This is a genomic window from Mycobacterium sp. P4_H6, assembly GCF_056400845.1.
The window spans coordinates 1-21480 of record NZ_JBFUKN010000037.1; the positions used below are offsets into that span (position 1 = coordinate 1).

Sequence of the window (21480 nt, forward strand, 5' to 3'; positions counted from 1 at the left end):
CATCGAATACACCCGTGACGCAGTCGAACTCGGCCAGGACCAGGCGGTGGTCATCACCGCCGACGGGTACCGGATCTACAACTTCGCCGGCGACCGTGACGACGCGAATGCTCGCCCGTTCCATATCGACTGGGACCTCTCGGCCGCCGAAAAGGGTGGCTACGAGTACTTCATGCTCAAGGAGATCGCCGAGCAGCCCGCGGCCGTGGCCGACACCCTGCTCGGCCATTTCGTGGACGGCCGGATCGTGCTCGACGAGCAGCGGCTCTCCGACCAGGAACTGCGTGAGGTCGACAAGATCTTCATCGTCGCCTGCGGTACCGCCTATCACTCCGGCATGCTGGCCAAGTACGCGATCGAGCACTGGACTCGGCTGCCCGTCGAGGTGGAGCTCGCCAGCGAATTCCGTTACCGCGATCCGGTTCTGGACCGAAGCACCCTGGTGATCGCGATCTCGCAGTCCGGCGAGACCGCGGACACCCTGGAGGCCGTGCGGCACGCCAAGGAGCAGAAGGCCAAGGTGCTGGCCATCTGCAACACCAACGGCAGCCAGATCCCGCGCGAGGCCGACGCGGTGCTCTACACCCGCGCCGGTCCGGAGATCGGGGTGGCCTCGACCAAGACATTTTTGGCGCAGCTGACCGCCAACTATCTGGTCGGGCTGGCGCTGGCGCAGGCCCGCGGCACCAAGTACGCCGACGAGGTGGCCCGCGAGTACCACGACCTCGAGGCCATGCCGGATCAGGTTGCGCGGGTGCTGACCTGCATGGAGCCGGTGACGGCGCTGGCGCAGCGGTTCGCCCAGGCCTCCGCCGTGCTGTTCCTGGGTCGCCATGTCGGCTACCCGGTGGCGCTGGAGGGTGCGCTCAAACTCAAGGAACTCGCCTATATGCACGCCGAGGGGTTCGCTGCCGGTGAGCTCAAGCACGGCCCGATCGCGCTGATCGAGGATGACCTGCCGGTCATCGTGGTGATGCCCTCGCCCAAGAGCGCGGCCACCCTGCATGCCAAGCTGCTGAGCAACATCCGCGAGATCCAGGCCCGCGGTGCGATCACCATCGTCATCGCCGAGGAGGGCGACGACACGGTGGCCCCGTACGCCGATCACCTGATCGAGATACCGGCGGTGTCAACGCTTTTCCAGCCGCTGCTGTCGACGATCCCCATGCAGGTGTTTGCCGCCGGCGTCGCGCAGGCGCGTGGCTACGACGTGGACAAGCCCCGCAACCTGGCCAAGTCGGTCACTGTCGAGTAACCGTTTCAGCCGGTCCGTCTGGCCCATTCGCTGGGCGGGACGCCGAAGTGGCGGCGGAAAGCGCGGTTGAAGGTACCCGGGTCGGCGAAGCCGCTGGTGCGCGCTGCGTGACTCACCGAGGAGCCCTGGGCAATCAGTTCGCTCGCGAGTTCCAGTCGCTGACGGCGGATCTCCGTTGCCGGCGAGCGACCGTCCTCGGCCAACACCTGCTGGACAGAGCGCAATGAGAGGTGGAACTCGGCGGCCAGTCTGGCCGCCGTGAAATCCGGGTCACGGAAGCGCGTGCGGACATGCTCGAGCAGTCGCGCCCGCAATTCCGTGCGGGACGGCACGGATTCGGCGATGACGCCGCCGTGCGGTTGGGCCGCCAGCCGTTCGGTGGCATCGGCGAACGCGAGAAGTCGGGTGCCGTCGGACCCCAGTGGTTTCGCCGACCAGGTGACCGGCACGGGCTGCCCGGACCGGGTGATGAACCATTCGTGTGCCGTGACCCCGGGTGAGCCGCAACCGTCGAGGATCGGGCAGGAATGCGACGGGTACCGCGAACCGTCGGGGTGCCACTCGTGCAGGGTGTCGTGGCTGGGTGCGCCGATCACGTCATCGCCGGATCGGTAGCCGAGCATGCTCAGCGCTGCCTGATTCGCCAGCGCCACAGTGCCGTCCGGGCCGATCACCCACAGCGGGGTCGGCGCGACATCGATCGCCGCCGACAACGTCCCGGCGTCGAGCGGGGTCACGCTGAGGTTCGTCTGGTTGACCATGCTCCCACCTGGCTTCCGATGATGAGCCGAGGCTAGGCGCAGGGCGTTTCGAGTTGTTTCTCCGTTCGTTACGGCGCGGTTAAACGATGGGCAGACGCTGCCGGGCTGCGCAAAATGCCGGATTCCCTGCGTCTTCTGCCATGGGCACGATGCCGCCGACGCGGTGGTATTGAGCCACCACAACCCCACCGCCACGTTTCATGGAAGGAACCCGCACATGGTCTACGACCCCGCCTCGCCCGTCATCACCGAGATCGAACAACGTCGTGTCGACACCGGGATCAGCTGGCAGAAACTCGCCGAGCACATCGATCGGCCGCTGGTGTGGACGGTGGCGGCCCTGCTGGGCAGCCACCCGATGCCCGCCAAAGAGGCCACCGCTGCCGGCGAACTGCTCGACCTCAGCCCGGAAACCGTTGCCGCACTGCAGCGACAGCCCTACCGGACGGCCGACCCGGCGCTGCAGACCGACCCGACGATCTACCGCTTCGTGGAACTCATCAACGTCTACGGCCCGGCCTTCAAAGCACTGATCCACGAAGAGTTCGGCGACGGCATCATGAGCGCGATCAACTGCAACGTCTCCTTCGAGCGGCGCGCGGATCCCGGGGGAGACCGCGTCGTCGTGACCATCGACGGCAAATTCCTGCCGTACCAGTGGTGAATCCGACCGAAAGGAATCAGCCCATGTCGTATGTYAAACCCGCCGAACTCGCCGTCCGGATCATCGATGCCGGCGAGTCCAAGGTGTTCATGTCCACCCGGGACACCTTGATCCGCGCGTTCATGGCCGGTGCGATCCTCGCACTCGCCGCAGCCTTCGCGGTGACGATCTCGACGCGCACCGGTGAGCCGCTGTTGGGTGCGGTGCTCTTCCCGGTCGGCTTCTGCATGTTGCATCTGCTCGGATTCGACCTGCTGACAGCGGTTTTCACGCTGGTGCCGCTGGCGTGGCTGGACAAGCGTCCGGGTGTCACGCTCAAGCCCATGCTGCGCAACTGGGGGCTGGTGTTCATCGGCAACTTCGCCGGTGCGCTGACCGTCGCGGTGTTCATGGCGGTCTATTTCACCTACGGGTTCAGCGTCGAACCCGACGCCGTGGGACAGGCGATCGGTCAGATCGGTGAAGGCCGCACGGTGGGCTACGCCGACCACGGCGCCGCGGGAATGCTGACACTGTTCCTCCGCGGCGTGATGTGCAACTGGATGGTCTCGATGGGCGTCGTCGGCGCCATGATGTCCGACAGCCTGCCCGGCAAGGTGATCGCCATGTGGATGCCGATCATGGTGTTCTTCTACCTCGGTTTCGAGCATTCGATCGTGAACATGTTCCTGTTCCCGTCCGGGCTCATGCTCGGTGGTGACTTCACCATCGGCGACTATCTGCTGTGGAACGAAATTCCCACGGTGCTCGGCAATCTGGTGGGCGGTCTGGCGTTCGTCGGGCTGGTCATCTACGCCACCCACGGCCGGACGGCGCCGTCGCGGCCGCGCCCGGGGGATCTGGTGTCGGTGGATCAGGTTCCGGTGCCGAGCAAGATCTGATCTTCGGCGGACTCGCGGTCGTGGTGCGCATACCGGCCGCGAGTCCGCACGCGCTGCGACGGTCGGAAAGTTCAGCCCGAACGTGTCACACCCGCGCGGTAGAATCGCACACATGTTCGATGGCTCGGGAGTGGCGACGCATCTGGATTCTGCGCGTGAACATCTGCGCGCCGAACGCCGGGGCGTGGCTCTCAAGGTGATCGAGGCCGGAAAGTTCGCGCTGGCCAGGATGGCCGAGCTGGGTCACGCGTTCGAGGATCTCATCGTCGATGACTGGGAATTGGTGGCCGCCGAGCTGGGTGCCGAGCTCGGGATCAGCCGCGGCCGGGCCTGCACCCTGATCACCCAGGGTCGCGACCTGCTCACCCGGCTGCCGAGATTCGCCGACAACTTCGCCACCGGCACCGTGGACCTTCGCGTCCTGCGGGTCATCCTGCACCGCACCGCCCTGATCACCGACCCCGACGTCATGGCGGTCATCGACGCGCAATTGGCCGAGGCGGCGCCGTCGTGGAATGCGTTGTCCGATGAGCGGATCGCCGAGCTGGTCGACTGGATGATCGTCGACGTGGACCCCGAGGCCGTACGGCGGGCACGGCAGGCGCGGCAGCAGCGTGGGATCACAGTCGAACCGATCGGCGACGGCATGGTCGAGATCCACGGCCGCGTCGATGCCGCCAAGGGCGCAGTCTTCGATCAGGGCCTCGATGCCTTGGCGCGCACCGTGTGCCCAGATGACCCCCGCACCATCGATGAGCGCCGCGCCGATGCGGGCGAGCCCCTCACCCTCGGTGCAAAGAGTATTCCGTGCCTATGTGGGCGCGAGGGATGTCCGGCCACCGGCAACGAAGCGCCCAAGGGCCACATCGTCATCCACGTCCTCGCCGAACAGGGCACCGTCACGGGTGCATCCGACCGCCCCGCAGTGCTACCCGGGTACGGCGTGGTCGCCTCCGAACAGGTGCAGGAGATGTTGCCGCACGCTGAAGTCCGGCCCGTGCCCGATGCGGATGAGCTGGGATCCGAACCCGGCTATCACCCGTCGAGGAAGCTGGCCGACTTCGTACGCTGCCGCGACGTGACCTGCCGCTGGCCCGGCTGCAATGCGCTCGTCGAGCGCTGCGATGTGGACCACACGGTGCCGTGGCCCTACGGACCCACGCACCCGTCGAACACCAAGTTGTATTGCCGGATTCACCACCTGATCAAGACTTTCCACTGCGGCCCGGGCGGCTGGACCGACAAGCAACACCCCGACGGCACCGTCACCCTCACCGCGCCCAGTGGACGGGTGTACACGACCAAACCCGACGGCGGGCTGTTCTTCCCGCAGCTCGCGGTTCCCACGGGGGAATGGGGATCGATCGTCGTGCCGCCGCCGAGCCCTCACCGTGCACTGGCGGCACCCCGGCGACGCCGCACCCGTGCGCAGAACCTCGCCTACCGAATAGCGCACGAGCGGGCACTGAACCGAGCCGATATCGAAGCCAACCCACCGCCGTTCTGACCGGCGGTCACACCCGAATGACGTTGGGGCCCAGCGCCTCATAACGGTGTGCCCGCGCGACCGGGAACTCGGTGCCGGTAACGATGGTCTGGAAATCGGACACCTCGGCGAACCGGCAGAAACTGGTCTGGCCGAACTTCGAGTGCGCGGCAACCAGCACACGTCGGGTGGCCACCCGCACCGCGGTGTGCTTCACCGCCGCCACCGCCGGGTCCGGGGTGGTGAGGCCGTGCTCCAGGTCGATGCCGTTGGTGCCCAGGAATGCCACGTCGATCACCAGTGAGCGCAGCCGTTCGAGCGCCCATTCGTCCACCGTCGCAAGCGTTCTGCCCCGCATCCGTCCACCCAGCAGCAGGACGGTGACGGTGCTGCTGTGCGCCAGCGCCTCGGCGGCCAGCAGTGATGCGGTGACCACGGTCAGGTCCTGGTCGGCGAGCAGTTCGGCGATCAGTCGTGGGGTGAAACCTTCATCGAGGTAGACGGTCTCGGCGCCGTGCAGCTCATCGGCCGCCGCCCCGGCGATCCGGTGTTTCTGCGCCAGATCGACCTGACTGCGGTACTCGACCCCGGACTCGAACGCCACCGTCTCCAGTGGGATCGCCCCGCCGTGGACCCGCTTGAGCAGACGCCGGCCCGCCAGCACCTTCAGGTCGCGGCGGATGGTTTCCGTCGCTACCTGAAGCTCCTCGGCCAGGGCGGGTACCTCGACGCGCCCCCGATGGCGGGCGAACTCGACGATCTGGCGCTGGCGGCTGTCCGAATCCACGGTCACATTCTGGTCGGTGTCATGCCCCGGCGTTCAACACGGCCTGGATTTCCTCGGCCGTCGTCGCCGCGCGCAGCTCGGCGACGCGATCCTTGTCCAGGAACACGTGGGCGATCCGGGTCAGCAGCGCCATGTGATCGTTTCCGGCACCGGCGATTCCGACGACGAACTCCGCGGGCTTGCCGTTCCAGTCGATGGGTTCGGGGTAGCGGACGAAGGAGATCCCGGTGCGGCGGATCGCCGTCTTGGCCTCGTTGGTGCCGTGCGGAATGGCCAGACCGTTGCCCATGTAGGTGGACACCGACTTCTCCCGCTCGTGCATGGCGCCGATGTAGGACGGTTCGACCGCTCCGGCGGCCACCAGCAGGGCACCCGCCTCCTCGATGGCCTGCGTGGCGCTGTCGCCCGTGCCGTTCAGCACGATCGAGGACACCGGCAGTACGTCAGCATTGCCAGTCGCGGGCTCCTCGGCAGCCGGAGCGGCCGGGGCCGGTGTCGAGCCGCCGCCGTTGGCCTGCTTCAGCCGCTCCACGATTTCGTCGTAGCGAGGGCTGCTCATGAAGTCGTCGACCGACACGTGCACCGCCGACCCGGTCTTCTGGGTGGCCCGGGCGGTCAGGTCACGATGGCTGACGACCAGATCGAATGTGTCGGTCAGGTTCGAGATCGCCGCGTTCGTCACCTTGACGTCGCCGAAGCCGGCCTGCTGAATCTTCTTGCGCAGCACCGATGCCCCCATCGCCGACGATCCCATGCCGGCGTCACAGGCGAACACGATGGTCTTGATCGGTCCGCTGCCCGCGCCCACCAATGCCGAGGCGACGCTGGACTTCTTCCCCTTCATCGACTCCATGGACGCGGTAGCGGCGGCCAGGTCGGGTTCTTCGACAGCCTTGTCGGTCTTGAGCAGGAAGGCGGCGACGGCGAACGACACCGCGGTGGCGCCGAGCACCGACAGCGTCACGCCGAGGAAGCTGCCGCTCGCGGTCTGGGCGTAGATCGCGATGATCGAGCCCGGCGCGGCCGGCGCCCGCAGGCCCGAGCCGAACAGCACGTTGATGAACACGCCCGTCATGCCGCCGAGGATGGTGGCGATGATCAGCTTGGGCTTCATCAGCACGTAGGGGAAGTAGATCTCGTGGATGCCGCCGAAGAACTGGATGATCGCCGCGCCGGGGGCCGACGCGCGGGCGGCGCCCTTGCCGAACAGCGTGAACGCCAACAGGATTCCCAGTCCCGGACCGGGGTTGGTCTCCAGCAGGAACAGGATGGACTTGCCGGTCTCCAGCGCCTGGGTGGTGCCCAGCGGCGTCAGCACGCCGTGGTTGATGGCGTTGTTGAGGAACAGCACCTTCGCGGGCTCGATGAGGATCGAGGTGAGCGGCAGCAGGTCGTTGTTGACCAGGAAGTCGACGGCATTGCCTGCGGCCCGGGTGAACGAGGACACGATGGGGCCGATCCCGAAGAACCCGAAGATCGCCAGGATCATGCCGAGGATGCCTGCAGAGAAGTTGTCGACCAGCATCTCGAAGCCCGGCCGGATCTTGCCCTCCCACAGGGCGTCCAACTTCTTCATGGCCCAGCCGCCGAGCGGGCCCATGATCATGGCGCCCATGAACATCGGCACGTCGGCGCCGGCGACCACGCCCATGGTGGCGATCGCCCCGACCACCGCGCCGCGGTTGCCGTGGATCATCCGGCCGCCGGTATAGCCGATCAGCACCGGCAGCAGGTAGGTGATCATCGGCCCGACGATCCCGGCACCGTCGTAGGCGCCCCAGCCGCCGATCTTGGCGACCCATCCGTCGGGATCCTTGAGGCCCGAGAAGATGGCCTGCAGCCAGCCCTGCTCGATGAACAGTGCGGTGATCAGGCCCCACGCGATGAACGCGCCGATATTGGGCATGACCATGTTCGACAGCGCGGTGCCGAACTTCTGCACGCGCACCCGTATGCCGGTCTGCGGGGACGCTTCGACAGTGGACATCCGATGACCTCCGGTTCTGCCGGCACGTGGGTGATGCCGGTCACAAGTAAGCCCAGTAAAACGCATAGATGGGCAACATTGCAAGCAATTCGGGCAAAAACGGGCAGCCAATTCTGTGGTTTTGTGACCGTATTGGCGTTACAGTTCGGACAGCGAGGTCGGGCGACAGCTCCCGGGAACCGGCCGACGACCGAAAGGACCGCCCATGAAAGCCCTGCGTTTCTACGCCCCCGAGGATGTCCGGCTGGAGGATGTCCCGGAGCCACAATGCGGCCCCGACGAGGTGAAACTGCGGGTACGCAACTGCTCCACCTGCGGCACCGACGTCAAGATCTTCCACAACGGGCATCAGAACCTGACCCCTCCGCGCACCATCGGCCACGAGATCGCGGGTGAGGTCGTCGAGGTGGGTGCGGACGTCAACGCCACCTTCGGCAGTGACTGGTCGGTGGGCGACCGCGTCCAGGTGATCGCGGCGGTGCCGTGCGGCGAGTGTCATGAGTGCCGGAAGGGTTGGATGGCGGTCTGCCAGAACCAGACCTCGATGGGCTACCAGTACGACGGTGGCTTCGCGGAGTTCATGATCGTGCCCAAGCAGGTGCTCAAGGTCGACGGCCTGAACAAGATTCCGGACAACGTCGGTTTCGACGAGGCCTCGGCCGCGGAACCGTTCGCCTGCGCGATCAACGCCCAGGAACTGCTGGGCATCGAGGAGGGCGACACCGTCGTGGTCTTCGGTGCCGGCCCCATCGGCTGCATGCACATCCGCATCGCGCGTGGTGTGCACAAGTGTGGCCCGATCTACCTCGTCGACGTCAATGACGCCCGGCTCAAGATGTCCGCCGACGCCGTCAACCCCGACGGCGTCATCAACGCCGCCGATGTGGACGTGGTGGAGAAGGTCATGGAACTCACCGGCGGCCGGGGCGCGGATATCGTCATCACCGCCACCGCAGCCAACATCGCCCAGGAGCAGGCCATCGCGATGGCCGCCCGCAACGGGCGGATCTCCTTCTTCGGCGGGCTGCCCAAGACCGACCCGACGATCACGTGCGACTCCAACGTGGTGCACTACCGCCAGCTGCACATCCACGGTGCCAACGGATCTGCGCCCGAGCACAACAAGCGTGCCCTGCAGTACATCTCCACCGGGCAGGTTCCGGTCAAGGACCTCATCACCCGCCGTATCCCGCTGGAGAACGTGCTCGACGCCTTCGACATCGTCAAGAAGGGCGAGGCCATCAAGGTCACTGTCGAGCCCTGACGCCTGCCGGCGCACTAGCCTGGCCGGTATCGAACTCGTCGCACCCGCAGTGAACATCGCGTCCCGGCAACGCATCGGACATTTCGTCAGCCGGGATGCTTTCACGCGCTACCTGAACGCGTATCGCGCCGCCGCACCCGTGTTCGACGCCCAGCTCGATGTGCCCACCAGCCTCGGCACCGTCCGCGTCTACCGCCACGACGGCCCGGGTGGCGCGACCCCGGCGCTGTTGCTGCCCGGCCGCAGCTCGGGCAGCCCGATGTGGCGCACCAGTCTCGCCGCACTGGTCGCGCAGCGAACCGTGTTCAGCCTCGACCTGCTCGGCGATGCCGGGCTCTCGGTGCAGTCCGCGACCATCGCCGATGCCGGAGACCAGGCCCGCTGGCTGGATGAGGCGATCACGGGACTGGGACTGGCGCGGGTCCATCTGCTCGGGGTGTCGATGGGCGGGTGGCTGGCCACCAATGCCGCGATACGCAGGCCGGACCGAATTGCCTCGATCATGCTGTTGGACCCCGCGATGACCTTCGGGCGCATCCCCGCGAAAGCGATGGCCGCGTCGATCGCACTCGTGGTGCCGAGGTTCCCGGCCGGTTTGCGCCGCCGCGTGATGAGCTGGCTGGCGGGCGGCGCCCCGGTCAACGAGACGCTGCCCGAGGCCGAACTGTTGGACGCCGCGTCAACGGGATTCGTCGTACGCCAGCCGGCGCCGCGGATATTCGGCGATGACGAACTGCGCTCGCTGCCGGTGCCGGTGCTGGCGATCATCGCCGGCCGCAGCGTGATTCACCACCCCGCACGGGCGGCCGCCCGTGCCCGCCGGCTGCTGACCACGGGTGAGGTCGAACTCTGGCCGGACGCCTCGCATGCGGTCAGTGGCGAATTCCCGGAACGGATCGCCGAGCGCTCACACCGGTTCTTCGGCGACGTGGACCGCTAACAGGTGCCGCTCTAGGAACGGCCGGATCAGTGCCACCACGTCGTTCAGGCGGCTCTCCAGGAGGAAGTGGCCGCCGTCGAGCAGGTTGATATCGGCCCTGGGCAGGTCACGACCGAACGCGAGCGCGCCGGCGGGACCGAAGATCTGGTCGTTGCGGCCCCAGACGGCCAGCAGCGGCACTCCGCTGGCCCGGAAATACTCGTGCACGGTGGGATACAGCTCGACATTGCTCAGGTAGTCGGCGAACAACTCCAGCTGGGCGGCGATGCGGTCTTCGGATGAGGCCACCGCGGTGTGCGCGTTCACCCAGGCATCGGGATCCACCACGCCCGGGTCCGAAACCCCGTGGGTGTACTGCCATTTGAGTCCGTCGAGGGTGAGTAGTTCACGGAGCACGGCCGCGTTGGCCTCCGAACGGTCCCGGCCGTAGGCGAACAGCGGTTCCATCGCGTCGCCCACGAAACCCTCGACGTAGGCGTTGCCGTTCTGGGTGATGACCGCAGCGACCCGCTCCGGATGGCGTAAGGCGAGCCGCCAGCCCACCGGGGCGCCGTAGTCCTGGACGTAGATGGCGTAGCGGTCCACGCCGAGATGGTCGAGCAGGGCGTCGACGTGGTCGGCGAGCGTGTCGAAGGTGTAATCGAACGCGCTGACCGCGGGCACCTCGGAGTGGCCGAAGCCGGGATAGTCGGGGGCGATGACGCGGTAGCGGTCGGCGAGCGCCGGGATGAGATTGCGGTACATGTGCGAACTGGCCGGGGTGCCGTGCAACAGCACCACGGCGGGAGCGCCGGATTGTCCGGCTTCGCGGTAGAACAGCTGTCGTCCGGCGATCTCGGCGTAGCGGTGGTGCGTGACCATGTCTAAACTCTCTTGACCTGTTCGGCAGTTAGGGAAAGTCAACTCCGGAAAGGCTAACCTGTCAAGCCGTGCAAGACGGTTAGTCCGATACTGTCACCAGCGATCGACCCCATGGATCTGCGGGAACGCGTAACCTGTTGGCGCGCGCGCACATCGAATCGGAACGGGAGCTCATGCGGCACTACCACACCGCCGACGCGATCCGTGCCGCCGAAGCCCCCCTGCTGGCGTCACAACCAGAAGGTGCGCTGATGCGCCGGGCCGCCTACGGTCTCGCCACCGTCATCGCCCGCGAACTCGGCGCCGTCGCCGGACGGCGTATCTGCGCGGTGGTCGGCTCCGGAGACAACGGCGGTGACGCCCTGTGGGCGGCGACCTTTCTGCGCCGGCGCGGCGTGCACGCCACCGCGGTGCTGCTCGCACCGGAGCGCACCCATGCCGCGGCGCTGGCCGCGTTCGGAAAAGCCGGTGGCCGGGTCGTGCAGAACGTCCCGGCGGCAACGGATCTGGTCATCGACGGTGTCGTCGGCATCTCTGGCCGTGGCGGGCTGCGTCCCGATGCCGCGGCGGTCTTCGAAGGAAACACCGCACCCGTCGTCGCCGTCGACATTCCCAGCGGCATCGACGTCCACACCGGCGCCGAGAACGGCCCGCATGTGCGGGCGGCCGTCACCGTCACCTTCGGCGGGCTGAAACCCGTACACGCACTGGCCGATTGCGGGCGGGTCGAACTCATCGACATCGGGCTGGACCTGCCGCCGGCCGGCCTCCTGGGGCTCGAGGCCGCCGATGTCGCGGCCCACTGGCCCATCCCCGGACCGCACGACGACAAGTACACCCAGGGGGTCACCGGGGTGCTGGCCGGATCGGCGACCTATCCCGGGGCCGCCATCCTCAGCACCGGAGCGGCGGTGGCCGCCACCTCGGGCATGGTCCGCTACGCCGGCAGCGCCGCACATGACGTGGTGAACCACTGGCCCGAAGTCATCGCCACCCCGGACACCGAATCGGTGGGCCGGGTGCAGGCCTGGGTGGTCGGACCAGGCCTCGGGACCGACGAGAATGCCGCTGCCACACTGCGGTTCGCGCTGTCCTCGGACCTCCCGGTGATCGTCGACGCCGACGCCCTGACACTGCTGGCCGCCGCGCCCGACCTGGTCGCCGGCCGGTCCGCGCCGACGGTGCTGACCCCGCACGCGGGGGAGTACAAACGGCTGGCCGGCGCCGACGTGGGCCCCGACCGGGTCGGTGCCGCCCGCACCCTGGCCCAAACCCTCGGTGCCACCGTGCTGCTCAAGGGCAACGTCACCGTCGTTGCCGGACCCGAAGCCACCTATCTCAACCCCGCCGGGCAATCCTGGGCCGCCACCGCCGGATCCGGTGACATCTTGTCCGGTGTCATCGGGTCTCTGCTGGCGGCCGGCGTCCCCGCCGCCGAGGCCGCCGCGATGGCTGCCTTCGTGCATGCCCGGGCGGCCGCACTGGCCGCCGCCGACCCCGGTCCGCATGCCGCCCCGACTTCAGCAGGAGGCATCCTCGCCCACCTGCGCTCCGCCATCGCATCGATGAACGAAAAGGGATAACCACATGAGCCGCAGGCACCATCCCCGTCCGCCGCACATCGCCCCCGCCTACACCGGACGCCTGTCGACGGACCCGGTGCCGGCGCTGCGGTTGCCGGGCGAATCGATGGACCCGCAGGCGGCCTACCGCTACATCCACGACGAGCTGATGCTCGACGGCAGCTCACGGCTGAACCTCGCCACCTTCGTCACGACGTGGATGGACCCCGAGGCCGAGAAGCTGATGGCCGAGACCTTCGACAAGAACATGATCGACAAGGACGAATACCCGGCGACCGCGGCCATCGAGGCGCGCTGCGTGGCCATGGTGGCCGACCTGTTCCACGCCGAGACCCTGCTCGATGATGACGCCGCCACCGCCATCGGGGTGTCCACCATCGGATCCAGCGAGGCGGTCATGCTGGCCGGGCTGGCGCTGAAATGGCGGTGGCGTGCCAAGGTAGGCAAAGACTGGCGCCAGCGCACCCCCAACCTGGTGATGGGTTCCAACGTCCAGGTGGTGTGGGAGAAGTTCTGCCGCTACTTCGACGTCGAACCGAAGTACCTGCCGATGGCCGAGGGCCGCTACGTCATCACCCCCGATCAGGTGCTCGACGCCGTCGACGAGGACACCATCGGCGTCGTCGGCATCCTGGGCACCACCTTCACCGGGGAACTGGAACCGATCGCGGAGATCTGTGCCGCCCTGGACAAGCTCGCGGCCGACGGCGGCGTGGATGTCCCGGTGCATGTGGACGCGGCCAGCGGCGGATTCGTCGTCCCGTTCCTGCATCCGGATCTGCAGTGGGATTTCCGGCTGCCGCGGGTGGTGTCGATCAATGTCAGCGGCCACAAATACGGGTTGACCTACCCGGGCATCGGGTTCGTGGTGTGGCGCAGCGCCGAGCACCTGCCCGAGGACCTGGTGTTCCGGGTCAACTACCTCGGCGGCGACATGCCGACCTTCACGCTCAACTTCTCCCGGCCGGGCAACCAGGTCATCGGGCAGTACTACAACTTCCTGCGACTGGGCCGGGCCGGGTACTCCCAGGTCATGCACTGTCTGTCCGATACCGCGCGGTGGTTCGGCGACCAGCTGCGCGACAGCGAACACTTCGAGCTGATCTCCGATGGCTCGGCCATCCCGGTGGTCAGCTTCCGGCTCAAGGGTGATCCCGGCTACACCGAATTCGACGTTTCCCAGGCCCTGCGCGCCTCCGGCTGGCAGGTACCCGCCTACACGATGCCCGAGGGCGCCGAGGACGTGACGGTGCTGCGGGTGGTGGTCCGGGAAGGATTCTCGGCCGATCTGGCCCGGGCCTTACGGGATGACACCGTCACCGCGCTCGAGCATCTCGACCAGCTCAAACCGGGCGGCCACTTCGACTCGGTGCAGCCCTTCGCGCACTGATCGACGACTCGTCGGGGACGGGTCCGTGGCACCGGCATGACAAAATCGAGTCAATGCACCCCACCGACCTGACCGCGCCGCCCGGCCCCACGGCCGAGGTGGATCTCGGCGCCATCGCGCACAACGTGCGCGTCCTGCGCGAACACGCGGGCTCCGCGGCGGTCATGGTGGTGGTCAAGGCCGACGGGTACGGCCACGGCGCCACCCCGGTCGCGCGCACCGCGTTGGCCGCCGGCGCCGCCGAACTGGGTGTGGCCACCCTGGATGAGGCACTGGCCCTGCGCAGGGACGGCATCACCGCCCCGGTACTGGCGTGGCTGCACACGCCGGGCACGGACTTCGGGCCGGCGCTGACCGCCGATGTGCAGATCGCGGTGTCCTCGCTGGCGCAGCTCAACGACCTGATCGATGCGGCCCGGCGCACCGGGACCACGGCCGTCACGACCCTGAAGGTCGACACCGGGATGAGCCGCAACGGGGTGGCCGCCGCCGATCTGGCCGAGGTGCTCACCGCCCTGGCGCACGCGGTCACCGAGGGCACGGTCCGCACCCGCGGGATCATGAGCCACCTCGCCAACAGCGATGACCCGGCCAACCCGGCCGCCACGGATCTGCAGGCGCAGCGCTTCGATGCCATGCGCGCCCAGGCCGACGCCGCCGGCGTGCAGTTCGAGATCGCGCACCTGTGCAGCTCACCCGGCGCCATGACCCGGCCCGACCTCGTCTACGACCTGATCCGTCCCGGTATCGCGATCTACGGCCAGACCCCGATTCCCGCGCTCGGGAACATGGGTCTGCGCCCGGCGATGACGCTCACGGCACCGGTGGCGATGGTGCGGCCGATCAAGGCCGGCGACGGAGTGTCCTACGGGCACACCTGGATCGCCGATCGCGACACCACGCTGGCGCTCATCCCACTCGGCTACGCGGACGGGATCTTCCGCACGCTGAGCAACCGCCTCGAGGTGTCCATCAACGGCCGCCGCCGTCCCGGGGTCGGCCGCGTCTGTATGGACCAGTTCCTGGTCGACCTCGGACCCGGGCCGGTCGACGTCAGCGTCGGCGACCAGGCGATCCTGTTCGGCCCCGGCGATTCCGGCGAACCGACCACCCAGGACTGGGCCGACCTGATCGGCACGATCAACTACGAGGTGGTCACCGCCCCGCGGGGCCGGATCACCCGCGTCTACCGCGGCGAGACGGGCTGAGAACGTGGCAATAGACGATTGGGCCGTGGCCCGCTGGCTGGCCGGGGTGGCCGGCCTGACCGCCGTCGGGTCGGTGGCCGGGGTCTCGGTGGCGCGTTCACTCGCCCGCCGGGTCAGCACGGACGATCCGTACGCGGGTGAGGATTTCGAGCTCCTGCACGATGACCGCAGCGTGGTCGTCACCGCCAACGACGGGGTGCCCCTGGCGGTCCGCGAATGCGGGCCGGAGAACGCCCCGCTGACGGTGGTCTTCGCGCACGGGTTCTGTCTGCGGATGGGTGCCTTCTACTTTCAGCGTGACCGGCTGGCCCAGCAATGGGGCGATCAGGTCCGGATGGTGTTCTACGACCAGCGCGGGCACGGCCTGTCCGGGGACGCGTCACCGGACACCTTCACCGTGCCCCAACTCGGCCAGGATCTGGAGTCGGTGCTCGCGGTGATGGCGCCGCGCGGCCCGGTGGTGCTCGTCGGGCACTCCATGGGCGGGATGACGGTGTTGTCGCACGCCCGGCAGTACCCGCAGCGCTATCCCACCCGGATCGTCGGTGCGGCGCTGATCTCCTCTGCCGCTGAGGGTATTTCACGCTCCCCGCTGGGCGAGATCCTGCGCAACCCGGCGCTGGAGGCGGCCCGGTTCGTGGTCCGGTATGCACCCGGGCTGGTGCACCGCGGCCGGGGGGTGGCCCGCTCGATCATCGGGCCGGTGCTGCGCGCGGCCTCCTACGGCGACGAGAGCATCAGCCCCAGCGTGGTCGCCTTCAGCGAGAGCATGATGCACGACACCAAGGTGCACACCCTGGTCGGTTTCCTGCACGCGTTGGAGGTGCACGACGAAACCGAGGGGCTCACTGCCCTTTCCAAGGTGCCGACCCTGATCGCCTGCGGTGACCGTGACCTGCTCACGCCGCTGGAGTACTCGCAGGACATGGCGGTGGCGTTACCGAAGTCCGAGTTGGTGATCGCCCAGGGGGCAGGCCATCTCGTCCAGTTGGAGCAGCCGGACCTGATCGACGACGCGCTGGTGCGACTGGTGGAGCGGGCCACTCCGTCCAAGCTGGTCGCGCTCACCCGCAGGCTCAAGGAACGTGCCCGCATCCATGGCTGAGCGCACCGGCGGCTCCGCGGAGCTGCCCACCCCACAGGACACCGTCGCGCTCGGTGCCCGCCTCGGTGGCGAGCTGCGCGCCGGTGACGTGGTGGTGCTGTCCGGCCCGCTCGGTGCCGGTAAGACCATGTTCACCAAGGGGATCGCGGTGGCCATGGACGTCGAAGGGCCGGTCACCTCGCCCACCTACGTGCTGGCGCGGGTGCATCCCGCCCGCCGTGCCGGAGCGCCGGCCCTGGTGCACGTGGACATCTACCGGTTGCTCGATCACGGCGGCGACCTGCTCGGCGAACTCGACTCGCTGGACCTCGACACCGACCTCGACGACGCCGTCGTTGTGGTGGAGTGGGGCGAGGGCCTGGCCGAGCGGCTCTCGGAGCACCATCTGGACATTCACCTCGACCGCGCCGCCGACTCCGAGATGCGCACCGCGACATGGCAATGGAGCAGTTCATGATTGTGTTGGCCCTCGACACCGCCACCCCGGCGGTCACCGCGGGGATCGTCGAGGTCGATGATGCGATCTCCACCCTCGCCGAGCGGACCATCGTCGACGCCCGCGCCCACGCCGAGCGCCTGACACCGAATGTGGTTGCCGCACTTGCTGACTGTGGGAAGACGATGGCAGACCTGAATGCCGTCGTGGTGGGCTGCGGGCCCGGCCCGTTCACCGGGCTGCGGGTCGGGATGGCGACCGCCGCCGCCTACGGGCAGGCGCTGGGCATCCCGGTGCACGGGGTGTGCACGCTCGACGCGATCGGCGGCGCCACTCGTGGTGAGGTCCTCGTGGTCACGGATGCGCGCCGTCGCGAGGTGTACTGGGCGCGCTACCGCGACGGGGTGCGGGTCTCCGGCCCGGAGGTCAACGCCCCGGCAGAGGTGAACTCAGAGGGCGTGCAATGGGTGGCCGGATCTCCCGCGCTTGCCGCAACGTTCGGTCTTCCCGTGATCGGACCGGAGTATCCGACGGCGGCAGAACTCGTTGCTGCCGTCCCGGATTGGACTGCAGAGCCGGATCCTCTGGTGCCGCTGTATCTGCGCCGCCCGGATGCCAAGACACTGGCCGAACGAGGTCTGGCGTGACCGGTCCTGACCAAACGCCCATCGACGCGCTGACCCGGGCTGACGCGGCCCGTTGCGCCGAGTTGGAATCCCAGTTGTTCGCCGGCGACGACCCCTGGCCGCCGGCGGCGTTTTTGCACGCCCTGGACGGCAAGCACAACCACTATGTGGCGGCCCGCGATGAGGGCCGGCTGATCGGCTACGCCGGCATCTCGCGGCTGGGCCGGATCCCACCGTACGAGTACGAGGTGCACACCATCGGCGTCGACCCGGCGTATCAGGGCCGCGGTATCGGGCGCCGGCTACTCGATGACCTGCTGAATTTCGCCGCCCGCGGTGAGGTTTTCCTGGAGGTCCGCACCGACAACGAGGCGGCCATCAACCTGTACAAGAGCGTCGGTTTCGCCACGGTGGGCGTGCGCAAGCGGTACTACAAGGTCAGCGGCGCCGACGCCTACACCATGAAGCGAGACCCGGCATGATCATCCTGGCCATCGAAAGTTCCTGTGACGAAACCGGAGTCGGTATCGCACGGCTCGACGACGACGGGACCGTCACCCTGCTGGCCGACGAGGTGGCCTCCAGCGTCGATGAGCATGCGCGCTTCGGTGGTGTGGTGCCCGAGATCGCGTCCCGCGCCCACCTGGAGGCACTCGGTCCGACCATGCGCCGCGCCCTGGACATCGCCGGCATCGCGCGGCCCGATGTCGTCGCCGCCACCATCGGCCCGGGGCTGGCCGGTGCCCTGCTGGTGGGAGTCGCTGCCGCCAAGGCGTATTCGGCCGCCTGGGAGGTGCCGTTCTACGCGGTCAACCATCTCGGCGGGCACCTGGCCGCCGATGTGTACGACCACGGCCCGCTGCCCGAATGTGTCGGGCTGCTCGTCTCGGGCGGGCACACCAACCTGCTGCACGTGCGCTCACTCGGTGAGCCGATCATCGAACTGGGCAGCACCGTCGATGACGCGGCGGGGGAGGCCTATGACAAGGTCGCCCGGCTGCTCGGTCTCGGTTACCCCGGCGGTAAGCCGCTGGACGACCTGGCCCGCACCGGGGACCGCGACGCGATCGTGTTCCCGCGCGGGATGACCGGGCCCCGCGATGCGCCGTATGTCTTCAGCTTCTCCGGCCTCAAGACCGCCGTCGCCCGTCATCTGGAGAAACACCCGGACGCACCGCGCGCCGATGTGGCCGCCGGGTTCCAGGAGGCCGTCGCCGACGTGCTGACCGCCAAGGCGGTGCGCGCCGCGACCGATCTCGGGGTGTCGACCCTGCTGATCGCCGGCGGGGTGGCCGCCAACTCGCGGGTGCGGGAACTCGCCGAGCAGCGTTGCGCGGCGGCCGGGTTGACGCTGCGGGTGCCTCGGCCCCGGCTGTGTACTGACAACGGCGCGATGATCGCGTCGTTCGCGGCGCACCTCATCGCCGCGGGGGCGCCGGCATCGGGGCTGGATGCGGCCAGTGATCCGGGGCTGCCGGTGGTCAAGGGACAGGTGGCGTGACGTACGACGTTCTCGGATTGCTTTGCCGGGACGCCGAACTCATCGACGCCGGTGACCTCGACGGTGTCGGCGCCGTGCTGGGTCGCCAGGCCGACACGTTCGCTCGCGAGGAGCAGGGCTCACTGCGGTAGCGCGCAGTCGTTGCGCGCCTCGTTGATCTGGTGCACGCGCACACTGACCTCCAGCTGGAAGCGGTCGGCGGGGTTCTTCAGCGACAGCCCGGTGAACTCCTCGATCAGCTTGATCCGGTACAGCAACGAATGCCGATTGAGGTACAGCGCTCGCGCGGCCGCGCTGGTGTTGGTGGCCTCGTTGAGCAGGATCTCCAGGGTGTGCACCAGCTGACCGCGGCGAGTCTTGTCGTAATCCACCAGTGGCTGCAGCGTTTTCAGGATGGTCGCCATGCTCCGGGGGTGCTGGCGCAGCACCTCGGCGAACTGCCGGGGACCGACGGGGCCGTCGGGTACCGCGGCTGCGGCCACGGTGACGGAGTGGCCGTGCCCCGGCGGCAGCAGCACCCAGCTGATGAGGCTTTCCGGGAGACCGCTGGACTGCCAGGCCGATTCGACCAGTTCGGAGCCGGCCGACGCGGACAGCGGCGCCGAGAAGTGACTCATCACCAGGTCTTCGGTGATCGATATCTTCGGGGTGATACCAGCGCCGAGTGCCAACCGTGCCAGCGTTGCGGCAAACGCGTGCGCGTGCTCGGCCCAGTGCGGGTCGTCGTCCTCTCGCCGGCCGATGACCATCTGGATCGGCGGGTCGTCGGGGGCGGCGCTGACCAGTGGGAGCAGCTGGCGCTGGATATCGGCGAAGGGCACCTCCCACGGCAGCATCACCAGCGGAAATTCATGCCGATCGGCCAGCGGGACCAGCGTCGACAGCAGTTCGCGGGTGTCGATATCGGGTGGCCCACCCAGCGCCACCCCGGCCGCGGGCGACGACATCAGGAAGGTGAGGAACTCGCGGACGCCGGGCTGGCGGATGTCGGTACCGGTGGTCAGGACGAAGTCACCGGGCCGGACGAAGTCTTCGGCGGGCGCGTGCATGATGTCCACCCACAGCACCTCGCGGTTCAGCCCGCGGTGCCCGCCGAGCACCGACCCCTGATCCAGCGGCGGGACCGTCAGGGCCGTCGCCACCGTCAGTGGCGCGCGCTGAGACATGTCGCCCGTTTCCTCTCGAACCCGGCGGGTCGCCGACACCGCCGCAATGCGACGGTATCAGCGACCCGCGAGGTGCCGAGGGCGCTCTTCGCGATCAGGGTGCGGGGGCCGACAGGTCGTCCGGTGCCCGGCCGCTCAAGGCGGCGCCGATCGCCAGGAACACCACCGGCGCGATGCCGAAGATGATGGCCAGCGTGGTGGAGCCGCCGACGACCAGCGTCAGGTTCGCGATGATCAACGCCACCGCCAGCGCCAGGACGATCGTCGCCACGACGGCCAGCACGATGATGTTGGCCGGCCCGCCGCGCCGCTTGAAGAAGAGCCCGACCGAGATCGTGGTCAGCAGCCACAGGATCGACAGCCCCCAGATGCCCAGCCCGCCCAGCGGACCGAAGATCTGCAGCACCGGGTCGAGGCCGATCGCGGCGAACGTCCCCATGAGCACGATCGACAGCACGGTGATCAGGACCGAGGCGTTGGCCGGCGAACCCAGTTTGGGGTGCACCTCGCCCAACTTCTTCGGCAGCACGTTGTCCCGGCCCAGCACGAAGGTGTACCGCGCGCAGATGTTGTGGAAGGCGAGCGCGCACGCGAACACGCTGACGAACCAGAACAGGGTGGTGAGGTCCTTGCCGAGGATGCCGAGGTACTTCTCGGCGGTGTTGACCATGAAGTTGTCCGGGTCGTCCTTGGCGACCTGGATGGCGTCGTTGCCGCCGTTGCCCTCGACGAGAGCCCAGCTGGAGAAGGCGTAGAAGCTGGCCACGATGCCCACGGCCCAGTACGTGGCGCGCGGGACGGTCCGGTCGGGATCCCTTGCCTCGTCCCGGAACACGGCCGTGGCCTCCACGCCGACGAAACCCCACAGGGCGTAGAGCAGCGCGATGCCGAAGGCGCCCGAGATGCCGGACGGGGTGAATGAGTCGCCGGTGATGCCCTTGTCGCCGCCCTGCACCACGATGACGAAGTCGAGCACCACGAGGATGGCGACCTCCGAAACCAGGAAGACGCCCAGCACCTTCGCGCTGAGATCGATGTCGCGGTAGCCGAGGAACGCGATGATCAGCAGCACCAGACCGGTCAGCACCCACCACGGCACGGCCGGACCGCCGACGATCTCCAGCAGACTGGACAGGATGACGCCGTCGTAGGCGGCGACCGCCAGCAGCGTCGCCATGTAGGCGGGCAGCGCCAGCACCGCCGCACCGGTACCGACGGCTTTGCCGAGGCCCTTCTGGATGTAGGCGTAGAAGGCGCCGGTGTCGCTGACGTACTTCGACATGGCCACGAAGCTCGCGGCGAACAGCAGGAAGATCACGCCGGCCACCAGGAACGCCACCGGGATGCCGGTGGAGTCGCCGAGCGCCATGGCGATCGGGACGTTGCCGCCGACGGTCGACAGCGGTGCCGCCGCGGCCACCACCATCAGCACGATCGCCGGCACGCCCAGGTTGCCGCGCAGGTGGCCGCGGGTATCCGGTGGCTTTGCGCCGCTGCGCGTGTCGCCCGTGTTGACAGTTTCGGACATGGTGAACCTCCTCTGGGCGCGGAGCCATGGTTCGTCGGCTCCGAGTTCGGG

21 protein-coding genes are annotated in these 21480 nt (G+C 68.2%); 15 read left to right on the forward strand and 6 right to left on the reverse strand.

What is annotated here, in order from left to right:
* A partial coding sequence (glmS, locus tag AC1DTF_RS16715) for a glutamine--fructose-6-phosphate transaminase (isomerizing) (RefSeq protein WP_477474866.1) occupies positions 1-1255 on the forward strand: 1255 nt, incomplete at its 5' end.
* A 5-nt stretch (positions 1256-1260) separates the two neighbouring features.
* Here the strand turns inward: glmS and AC1DTF_RS16720 are convergent.
* Positions 1261-2016 (reverse strand): helix-turn-helix transcriptional regulator, encoded by a 756-nt coding sequence (locus AC1DTF_RS16720; RefSeq protein ID WP_477474867.1) that lies wholly within the window; start codon positions 2014-2016, stop codon positions 1261-1263.
* A 217-nt stretch (positions 2017-2233) separates the two neighbouring features.
* On the opposite strand from AC1DTF_RS16720, the gene cynS reads away from it, so the two are divergent.
* The 3 genes from cynS (at position 2234) to AC1DTF_RS16735 (ending at position 5068) form a co-directional block, all read left to right on the forward strand.
* Positions 2234-2680: a cyanase gene (gene cynS / locus AC1DTF_RS16725; protein WP_057167131.1), complete on the forward strand. Its 447-nt coding sequence runs from the start codon at positions 2234-2236 to the stop codon at positions 2678-2680.
* Between the two features lie 23 nt (positions 2681-2703).
* The gene (locus tag AC1DTF_RS16730) at positions 2704-3561 is read left to right on the forward strand and encodes a formate/nitrite transporter family protein (RefSeq protein WP_477474868.1); all 858 of its coding nucleotides are present in this window, start codon (positions 2704-2706) and stop codon (positions 3559-3561) included.
* Between the two features lie 112 nt (positions 3562-3673).
* Positions 3674-5068, forward strand: coding sequence for an HNH endonuclease signature motif containing protein (locus tag AC1DTF_RS16735; protein WP_477474869.1), 1395 nt, complete (start codon positions 3674-3676; stop codon positions 5066-5068).
* A gap of 7 nt (positions 5069-5075) precedes the next feature.
* Here the strand turns inward: AC1DTF_RS16735 and AC1DTF_RS16740 are convergent, their stop codons facing one another.
* Complete coding sequence (locus AC1DTF_RS16740) at positions 5076-5834, reverse strand: DeoR/GlpR family DNA-binding transcription regulator (protein WP_477474870.1); 759 nt, start codon at positions 5832-5834, stop codon at positions 5076-5078.
* 19 nt (positions 5835-5853) lie between these two features.
* Positions 5854-7821: a PTS mannitol transporter subunit IICBA gene (locus AC1DTF_RS16745; protein ID WP_057166944.1), complete on the reverse strand. Its 1968-nt coding sequence runs from the start codon at positions 7819-7821 to the stop codon at positions 5854-5856.
* A 205-nt stretch (positions 7822-8026) separates the two neighbouring features.
* On the opposite strand from AC1DTF_RS16745, the gene AC1DTF_RS16750 reads away from it, so the two are divergent.
* Both AC1DTF_RS16750 and AC1DTF_RS16755 read left to right on the forward strand, forming a co-directional pair.
* On the forward strand, positions 8027-9085 hold the full coding sequence (locus AC1DTF_RS16750; protein WP_477474871.1) for a zinc-dependent dehydrogenase: 1059 nt from the start codon (positions 8027-8029) through the stop codon (positions 9083-9085).
* 49 nt (positions 9086-9134) lie between these two features.
* Positions 9135-10025, forward strand: coding sequence for an alpha/beta fold hydrolase (locus AC1DTF_RS16755; RefSeq protein ID WP_477474872.1), 891 nt, complete (start codon positions 9135-9137; stop codon positions 10023-10025).
* Here the strand turns inward: AC1DTF_RS16755 and AC1DTF_RS16760 are convergent.
* Positions 9993-10886, reverse strand: coding sequence for an alpha/beta fold hydrolase (locus tag AC1DTF_RS16760; RefSeq protein ID WP_477474873.1), 894 nt, complete (start codon positions 10884-10886; stop codon positions 9993-9995). The two genes, AC1DTF_RS16755 and AC1DTF_RS16760, sit on opposite strands and share 33 nt — an antisense overlap.
* Positions 10887-11059: 173 nt before the next feature.
* Here AC1DTF_RS16760 and AC1DTF_RS16765 point away from each other — a divergent pair, with 173 nt between their 5' ends.
* The 9 genes from AC1DTF_RS16765 to AC1DTF_RS16805 are packed head-to-tail and all read left to right on the forward strand — an operon-like array spanning position 11060 to position 18866.
* Positions 11060-12469: an NAD(P)H-hydrate dehydratase gene (locus AC1DTF_RS16765; protein WP_477474874.1), complete on the forward strand. Its 1410-nt coding sequence runs from the start codon at positions 11060-11062 to the stop codon at positions 12467-12469.
* Positions 12470-12473: 4 nt separating this feature from the next.
* A complete protein-coding gene (gene gad / locus AC1DTF_RS16770; protein ID WP_477474875.1) occupies positions 12474-13859 on the forward strand; it encodes a glutamate decarboxylase in 1386 nt (461 codons plus the stop codon).
* 53 nt (positions 13860-13912) lie between these two features.
* On the forward strand, positions 13913-15067 hold the full coding sequence (alr, locus tag AC1DTF_RS16775; RefSeq protein WP_477474876.1) for an alanine racemase: 1155 nt from the start codon (positions 13913-13915) through the stop codon (positions 15065-15067).
* 4 nt (positions 15068-15071) lie between these two features.
* The gene (locus AC1DTF_RS16780; protein ID WP_477474877.1) at positions 15072-16172 is read left to right on the forward strand and encodes an alpha/beta fold hydrolase; all 1101 of its coding nucleotides are present in this window, start codon (positions 15072-15074) and stop codon (positions 16170-16172) included.
* Positions 16165-16629 carry a tRNA (adenosine(37)-N6)-threonylcarbamoyltransferase complex ATPase subunit type 1 TsaE gene (gene tsaE / locus AC1DTF_RS16785; RefSeq protein WP_477474878.1) on the forward strand — a complete coding sequence of 155 codons (465 nt, stop codon included), beginning with the start codon at positions 16165-16167 and terminating at the stop codon, positions 16627-16629. The genes AC1DTF_RS16780 and tsaE overlap by 8 nt, the downstream gene beginning before the upstream one ends.
* Positions 16626-17255: a tRNA (adenosine(37)-N6)-threonylcarbamoyltransferase complex dimerization subunit type 1 TsaB gene (gene tsaB, locus AC1DTF_RS16790; RefSeq protein ID WP_477474879.1), complete on the forward strand. Its 630-nt coding sequence runs from the start codon at positions 16626-16628 to the stop codon at positions 17253-17255. Before tsaE ends, tsaB begins: the two co-directional genes overlap by 4 nt.
* The gene (gene rimI / locus AC1DTF_RS16795) at positions 17252-17716 is read left to right on the forward strand and encodes a ribosomal protein S18-alanine N-acetyltransferase (RefSeq protein WP_477474880.1); all 465 of its coding nucleotides are present in this window, start codon (positions 17252-17254) and stop codon (positions 17714-17716) included. The genes tsaB and rimI overlap by 4 nt, the downstream gene beginning before the upstream one ends.
* Positions 17713-18735 carry a tRNA (adenosine(37)-N6)-threonylcarbamoyltransferase complex transferase subunit TsaD gene (gene tsaD, locus AC1DTF_RS16800; protein WP_477474881.1) on the forward strand — a complete coding sequence of 341 codons (1023 nt, stop codon included), beginning with the start codon at positions 17713-17715 and terminating at the stop codon, positions 18733-18735. The genes rimI and tsaD overlap by 4 nt, the downstream gene beginning before the upstream one ends.
* On the forward strand, positions 18732-18866 hold the full coding sequence (locus AC1DTF_RS16805; protein WP_268766287.1) for a hypothetical protein: 135 nt from the start codon (positions 18732-18734) through the stop codon (positions 18864-18866). Before tsaD ends, AC1DTF_RS16805 begins: the two co-directional genes overlap by 4 nt.
* Here the strand turns inward: AC1DTF_RS16805 and AC1DTF_RS16810 are convergent.
* Together AC1DTF_RS16810 and AC1DTF_RS16815 are read right to left on the reverse strand one after the other, a co-directional pair.
* A complete protein-coding gene (locus AC1DTF_RS16810) occupies positions 18855-19901 on the reverse strand; it encodes a PucR family transcriptional regulator (RefSeq protein ID WP_477474882.1) in 1047 nt (348 codons plus the stop codon). The genes AC1DTF_RS16805 and AC1DTF_RS16810 overlap by 12 nt on opposite strands.
* Before the next feature lie 94 nt (positions 19902-19995).
* Entirely contained in the window at positions 19996-21429 is a 1434-nt protein-coding gene (locus AC1DTF_RS16815) for an APC family permease (RefSeq protein WP_477474883.1), read from the reverse strand.
* Positions 21430-21480: the final 51 nt, after the last annotated feature.

Excerpts from the sequence above, each read along its gene's own strand:
- AC1DTF_RS16720 (WP_477474867.1), bottom strand. The coding sequence starts at position 2,016 with ATGGTCAACCAGACGAACCTCAGCGTGACCCCGCTCGACGCCGGGACG.
- cynS (WP_057167131.1), top strand. The coding sequence starts at position 2,234 with ATGGTCTACGACCCCGCCTCGCCCGTCATCACCGAGATCGAACAACGT.
- AC1DTF_RS16735 (WP_477474869.1), top strand. The coding sequence starts at position 3,674 with ATGTTCGATGGCTCGGGAGTGGCGACGCATCTGGATTCTGCGCGTGAA.
- AC1DTF_RS16745 (WP_057166944.1), bottom strand. The coding sequence starts at position 7,821 with ATGTCCACTGTCGAAGCGTCCCCGCAGACCGGCATACGGGTGCGCGTG.
- AC1DTF_RS16750 (WP_477474871.1), top strand. The coding sequence starts at position 8,027 with ATGAAAGCCCTGCGTTTCTACGCCCCCGAGGATGTCCGGCTGGAGGAT.
- AC1DTF_RS16760 (WP_477474873.1), bottom strand. The coding sequence starts at position 10,886 with ATGGTCACGCACCACCGCTACGCCGAGATCGCCGGACGACAGCTGTTC.
- AC1DTF_RS16765 (WP_477474874.1), top strand. The coding sequence starts at position 11,060 with ATGCGGCACTACCACACCGCCGACGCGATCCGTGCCGCCGAAGCCCCC.
- gad (WP_477474875.1), top strand. The coding sequence starts at position 12,474 with ATGAGCCGCAGGCACCATCCCCGTCCGCCGCACATCGCCCCCGCCTAC.
- alr (WP_477474876.1), top strand. The coding sequence starts at position 13,913 with ATGCACCCCACCGACCTGACCGCGCCGCCCGGCCCCACGGCCGAGGTG.
- tsaE (WP_477474878.1), top strand. The coding sequence starts at position 16,165 with ATGGCTGAGCGCACCGGCGGCTCCGCGGAGCTGCCCACCCCACAGGAC.
- tsaB (WP_477474879.1), top strand. The coding sequence starts at position 16,626 with ATGATTGTGTTGGCCCTCGACACCGCCACCCCGGCGGTCACCGCGGGG.
- tsaD (WP_477474881.1), top strand. The coding sequence starts at position 17,713 with ATGATCATCCTGGCCATCGAAAGTTCCTGTGACGAAACCGGAGTCGGT.
- AC1DTF_RS16810 (WP_477474882.1), bottom strand. The coding sequence starts at position 19,901 with ATGTCTCAGCGCGCGCCACTGACGGTGGCGACGGCCCTGACGGTCCCG.
- AC1DTF_RS16815 (WP_477474883.1), bottom strand. The coding sequence starts at position 21,429 with ATGTCCGAAACTGTCAACACGGGCGACACGCGCAGCGGCGCAAAGCCA.